This window comes from Klebsiella sp. C239 (assembly GCF_048822715.1).
GTDB lineage: Bacteria > Pseudomonadota > Gammaproteobacteria > Enterobacterales > Enterobacteriaceae > Klebsiella > Klebsiella quasipneumoniae.
Window position 1 is genome coordinate 23,949 of record NZ_JBMEZK010000021.1, and the last position, 6,099, is coordinate 30,047.

4 protein-coding genes and 2 pseudogenes are annotated in these 6,099 nt (G+C 47.4%); 3 read left to right on the forward strand and 3 right to left on the reverse strand.

All coding sequences use genetic code 11. From position 1 onward, the window contains the following. Positions 1 to 2: 2 nt before the first annotated feature. The 3 genes and pseudogenes from ACOI6Z_RS26510 to ACOI6Z_RS26520 all read right to left on the reverse strand — a co-directional run. Positions 3 to 266, reverse strand: coding sequence for a WYL domain-containing protein (locus ACOI6Z_RS26510; protein ID WP_227550938.1), 264 nt, complete (start codon positions 264 to 266; stop codon positions 3 to 5). 147 nt (positions 267 to 413) lie between these two features. After that, positions 414 to 749 (reverse strand): annotated as a pseudogene (locus tag ACOI6Z_RS26515) (integrase core domain-containing protein); the annotation flags it as partial. Between the two features lie 11 nt (positions 750 to 760). Next, positions 761 to 1,119, reverse strand: a pseudogene (locus tag ACOI6Z_RS26520) (transposase); the annotation flags it as partial. A gap of 339 nt (positions 1,120 to 1,458) precedes the next feature. On the opposite strand from ACOI6Z_RS26520, the gene ACOI6Z_RS26525 reads away from it, so the two are divergent. The 3 genes from ACOI6Z_RS26525 to ACOI6Z_RS26535 all read left to right on the forward strand — a co-directional run bounded on the left by ACOI6Z_RS26525 (position 1,459) and on the right by ACOI6Z_RS26535 (position 4,950). Next, positions 1,459 to 2,529 (forward strand): PD-(D/E)XK nuclease family protein, encoded by a 1,071-nt coding sequence (locus ACOI6Z_RS26525; protein WP_023292138.1) that lies wholly within the window; start codon positions 1,459 to 1,461, stop codon positions 2,527 to 2,529. A gap of 178 nt (positions 2,530 to 2,707) precedes the next feature. Next, positions 2,708 to 3,793: a hypothetical protein gene (locus tag ACOI6Z_RS26530; RefSeq protein ID WP_023292139.1), complete on the forward strand. Its 1,086-nt coding sequence runs from the start codon at positions 2,708 to 2,710 to the stop codon at positions 3,791 to 3,793. A gap of 185 nt (positions 3,794 to 3,978) precedes the next feature. Further along, entirely contained in the window at positions 3,979 to 4,950 is a 972-nt protein-coding gene (locus tag ACOI6Z_RS26535) for a lipase family protein (RefSeq protein WP_023292140.1), read from the forward strand. Positions 4,951 to 6,099 lie beyond the last annotated feature (1,149 nt).

A 6,099-nucleotide genomic window follows, 5' to 3' on the forward strand; every position in this document is an offset into this window, starting at 1 on the left:
CGCTACGCATCACATTCCTGAACAGGCACGGAGTCGCGATCGACAGTGATGTAGTTATGCAGTAAGTTGATGACCGTTTTTTTCAACCATTCTGGTTCCAGAATTTCTATATTCGGTAACCAGAATAGAATTAGCGGAATAATTTGACTCTGATGTGCTGCCTTGCAAAGCAAAGTCACGCCATCATTCTCTTCGCGAACCAATTCTTGCTGAGGCAGTAAGTCTCGTCTTGAGAAGTAGCCAGCAATACTGTGTTTAATACGCACCCGCACCTCAAACGATCCCTTCACTCACCCAAGGATCGCGATGCTCATCAATTAATGACAGTGTGGGTGTATCTACAGCAAAATGCTCTTTCCGGATATCCAACCACCGAATTTTACTTAACGAAAAAGACTTTAGTAGATTGGCCCCTATATTTCCATACACTTTTTATCACTTAACCCATGACTGGTTCGTCGCCGCAGATATCCCAGTGCACTATGCGGATGCCATTCGTTATAATTTTCAAAGGCTTCCGCAAGGTTTTTTACCGCTGTTAACCCGTCAGGTTTCGCCATGATGCTGATGTAGTCGCGCTTCATCGTTTTCACGAAGCTCTCTGCCATGCCGTTGCTTTGCGGGCTGCGTACTGCCGTATGTTTAGGCTCCAGTCCTACCATTCTGGCGAACTGACGCGTCTGATGAGACTGGTAGGCTGAACCGTTGTCCGTCAACCTTAAGTGATACCAACTGTCTGGAGATTCAGGGGGCCAGTCTAGGCAGCAATGGCATGCGCGATATCAACTTTTTTGCCTGGGCTATCTCAAGCGCGTCGCGAAGGATTTCGGCTTCCATCGTTTTGCGTCCCAGCATCTGTTCAAGCTGTTTGACTTTTTTCTCCAGCGCTTTGAGCCCGGAGACGCTGACCACCTCGTCGCCTGCGGCGAGCGCAGACTTGCCACCCTCGTTCATGAGTCGTTTCCACTTAAAAAGAAGACTGGGAGTGATGCCATATTGCCGGGCAACGAGTGAGACGGTGTAGCCGGGCTGCATGGCGAGCGCTACAAAACGGGCTTTCTCTTCGGGAGTATAACGGCGGCGCTTTTGCTCGCCAGTGATCACTTTGATTCTTTGCACAGGACACTCCTTAAACATAGCTCTATGCCTATGTCTTACTGGTGAAGTGTCCGGTTTAAACGGGGGCTATTACATCACCTTGCTTATATCTGTCCCAGATAATCGCCTTTTGTTTTGGTGTGTAGTAGATGCAAGTTCTTCGTTTCATGGTAACGTCCCCCTTCGATTAAGGATAGCGTTGCATCGACCTGTTGAACTCACAGCACGAAGCGGACTGTTAACTTTGAAATCCACCGCAATTATCGTGCACCCAATGCCAGCGGGCAGACAGGCCTCCCTATGCCAAGGCTCTTTTTTTTGGTATGTTTCTGTATAGGGAAATCCGCTGCGGAGAAACCGATGGACCTGCCTGCTCTGGAAGAATTACTGACTCGCCTCAAATCACTGCCTGTTGCTGAAAAAAGTGAGACCAATATATTTTCGGTTGGTGCCCGTGGACACTATGAAAACCCTGTCAGCGATTTACTCGCTTTCTTTATTGATCCGGATGCGCCCCATGGACTGAATACACTGGTTCTTGGGGCCCTTCTGGAATGCCTGCCAGCCCATGTTGATGCATCACTTCTCTCTCCACCAGCCCGTGAGGTTATGACGCAGAAAGGAACTCGAATCGATTTGCTACTTGAGTCGAAAGAATGGGCCATGGTGTTGGAGAATAAAATCTGGCACCAATTGAACAATCCTTTCAATGATTACAGTGGGTATCTGGAGCAAAAACATCCAGATAAGAAACCGTTCCTGGTGGTTCTGTCGCCAGAAGGACTGGCTCCAGCCGGTTGGACAGGAATAAGCTACAGTATGTTTATTTCTGTTCTGTCGCCCAGGCTCGGCATGGCATGCATTTCTTCCCCGCTCAATAAATGGCACGTTTTGCTGCGCGAATTCATTCTACATCTGGAGACACTGATGGGTAAAAATACGATTGCAGCAGAGACAGAAACCTTCGTTCTCGAAAATTTGCGTAATATTCAGGAAGCGGTGTTACTGAAAAATGCTGTGGTGAAATCACTTCAGGAGGAAGGCCTACGGTTTCTGACAGAGCACTTTTCTGATCATGGTTATGAAGTCACAACGGCACTTAATCATTGGGAAGGTTATCCGGCACTGCGCTTCGGATTGTCGCACTGGGTGAGTGACTCTGATGTGGTACTTTTTCTAGACAAAACACCTGGAAGACAGTTTGAAGTACGAACGTACATCTGTAGTCTGACGACTCCTGCATTGCAGCATCAAGCAAGAAAGATGTTGATACCTGCACTTTATGACGACTGCTGGCCTGAGAGAAGCGGAAGTGTGTTTACCGTCGTTTCTCGGCTGTCACAGAAGCATGAGGAAAAACATCTGATGTTCCAGAGTGTGGCGAAAGCGTTAGAGCAGTTGAACGAATTTGAACTGAGCCATGAGAGATAGCGGCCATTTTTACTTGTTGCCTTGAATTCGAGTATTTCGAAACCTGAAAATATCTCGGATGCCTGGTATGAGCGAGGAGCTGACGTTGCGTACTATCTTTTATGGTCATAGTAGTGTAGGCATCCCGCTGAATATGGCATATTCATGTGTAGGAAACGTTTGAAAGGAGATAGAGCCAATGTTTCGTGTAGATATAATAAATAAGACACTAATCAAATTGAAACCAACAAACTTCTCGGAACTTGGGCTGAAGGAACGTTTCGATATTCAGGAATGGATCGAAAAAAGCCCGACTATTTTAGGTGAGGAACTACTTGTCATTGGCAAAGAGGTCATTCTTGCCTCTGGTAAGCGCCTTGATTTGCTTTGCGTAAATAAATCGGCAGCACTTGTTGTGGTTGAGTTGAAACGGGATGATTCTGGCTCGTCCGTTGAATGGCAGGCAATAAAGTATGCATCGTATTGCTCAAGTCTCTTGCCCGGTGAGATATTTAAGCTATACGCGTCCTATTTAAACAAGTCTGAATTTGATGCGACTAAAAAAATTGAGGAATTTATTGATGCTGACATTGAGTTACTTAATGTGAAACAGCATATTATTTTGGCCTCAAAAGAGTTTAACTCTGAAGTCATCTCCGCAGTATTATGGTTGCGAGAATATGGCATAGATATTCAATGCACTCGGATTGCTCCATTTATCGATTCTGATGGTGAGCTATTTATCAAGCCGGAAACAATTATTCCGTTGCCGGAGGCTAAAGATTATATTGAACGAAAAGAAGTTAAGCAAAGAACAATTGCTTCTAATCAAGATGAATGGACTGGTAGTTGGTTCGTGAATGTGGGCGAATGCGAATATCGAACTTGGGAAGATAACAGACAATTTGGCTTTATTGGAGCAGGTCAAGGGAAGGTGTATTCATCTGCACTTAATCGTCTTGCAGTTGGTGACAAAATTTATGCTTACATGAAGGGATGCGGTTACGTCGGCTTTGGGGAAGTGACCAAACCAGCGGTTATGATTCGCGATTTCATAACTGATTCGAATGTTCCTCTACTCTCCGCAGGATTGAAAGCGGAACACCCAAACGCAAACTCTGACAATGAAGAGCTTTCCGAATGGGTTGTTGGTGTTCGTTGGATCAAGTCTTTTCCGAGAGAACAGGCGAAAACATTTTCTGGCATCTTCGCGAACCAAAATATCGTCTGTAAATTGCGGCATGGGCAGACATTAAAATTTGTGCAATCTGAATTCGGTCAGTAAGCACTGATTTCATCGAAGTTCGCTGTTGGCATTAAGCGGACTAGTTGGCTGAGCCGAAGCTCCGCTGTGAGCGAACAACGGACATTGGACTTTTTAACCTTGCAAGGTAGAGTAACTTGTAAGGTAGCCGACCTCGCATGGTCGGTAAAATTCGCTGTTAGGCGAAAATGCTGCGGAGGAAAAACATGGATGCAAAGCTTATCGATCGCTTGAATGGAATTCTTAGTTTGGCGAATCAGCAAAACTGGGAAGACGAATCCTTTTCTCTCAATAAAGCGCAGGTGTGCGTCGAATTATCCTCTATAGTTTACGAAGATGTTCAAGAGTATGAATTGAAGAAGGCAAGTCGAATTCATCTCTTTGCTAGCGACACTTATAGAGGCTTGATTACAAATCGCACGACCAACTCAATTCTTGATGGCCTAAGTGAAGCAAATCTGGATGCTAGGTTTTTCGCGGTTCGTGGTAGATATGCGCTAGTGCTAGGCACAATTTTTAGCGACGTCGTGATTCTTACTATAAGAGGCACCGTATTCCGCGAGCTTTGGGACTGGAAAGCAAATATAGATGCCGAAAAGTACCATGTTCGGGTGGGACCACACTTTCATCCATTTCATTATGGTCATGTTGAATTTGACGACCAATTCTTTCACCGAGGATTCTTTGAGTCGATCATTCCTCAATTCGCATCTATCTCTGACCACATTAACCAACGAAATAGTTTGGGGAATGATCTCAAGGTCGTTTGGACTGGCCACTCCCTAGGTGGAGCAATGGCCGCGGTAGGCTATGCGATTCACGCTAAGCTTAATACCACAATAAGGCTTGCTGAGAATATTCCGGGCCATGCCGTTTGTGCGTATACATTTGGCATGCCTCGCTATTGCGGACTTGGTAGCGTTTGTAGTTTTCCCGGTCCCCACCACATTTATAGAAAGGAAGACCTCGTACCAACCGTGCCGCTTAGAAAAATGGGCTTCTCTGACAGTAGTAAGGAGTACGAGATCACTGATAACGGATCGATTGTTTTGACTGAGCGCACTGATACATTTGGGCTGGCGGGCCATGTTCCAAAGCTGTTATCAAGCATAAAGGCACACTCAATAGAAGGTTACGCAGGGCTATTATCTAAAGCAACTGGTATAGCAAGACCGTGAACACGCTTAGAAATGGTTGCCTAACGGGACAGTTCTTCCCCACTCCAATTATGATTGCCTCTCTGAAATCGACCAAGGTGTTATCGTGGACAACAAGCGCCTCGGAAGAACACTCGAATTTATCAAACTAGTTCAGGAGAAACGCTGACCTTCCCCCCTTAAACTAACATACCATGTGCTAGCAATGTCCGCTGTTGGCACAAAGCTGACGTTAAGATTTACAGCATCGGGAAGCTTCTGAATGCCGCGTCAGCGGCATGGAGGCGCCAGATGAGGTTACATGTGTCTGTGGAGTCAAATGGCGCCGAAAGCCCGGCGTAGCCGGTTACCTGGCTATAAACTCTGCTACCCTACCCCCTGTCCTGATTAGCCTTAACCCGCTCACAGCAATGAAGAAGTCAAAGTAATCCCTTTTAACCCCGGTGAGCGGGCTTTACGGCGTTTACGACGTAAAGGGCGTGATTTCCGGGGCCTTAGCGGCGGCAGCTTGCTGCTGACGCTTAGGGGGATGTTCATCAACTATTTCAGCGACACCAGGAAACTTAACACGGTAGCTGCAAAGCCATACCCGCTTAAAACAGCTCAGACGCCTCTGTACGCGGTCGGAGTGGACCCGGCAAGGCGATAGCCGCAGTCGGGGCGTATCTCCGCGTTAGCGGGCCGGAGGGCCGCTTACGAGCGTGTACCAAACAACTCACAGCAGCTCCACCCACAGCGATGAAGAAGAGTAGTTACAACACCCATCATTAAAAGCGACACTACTCCCGGCCTTCGGCCGGGGGCGGCGGCGCTTTTCAGTGGTGGGGAGGGGCTCCCGGCTGGCAAACCGGCGCCGGTTTTATGATGATTTGTTTTTTGAATGCTGTAACTAATTTAATTCTCCGGTCGGGGCCCGTCGCGGAGCGATGGGAGCTCTCTCAGGTGTTGCCGAACCGGCGCGACCGTCAGGTCGCTGCAAGGGCGGGCATTCTCCCGAGCCTGTCCACAGGGCAGGCGATGAACAGGTTATGTGTTTACAGGATTTATTGAAGGATCTTTAAAAGAGATACAGAGCTGGTGTTTAAAAGGAACCACGCGCCCTGAAAGTCCGACGGCAGGCTCAGAAGATGCTCCAGCGTGGCCATAGTACGTTCACCGAAGACGTGTGCA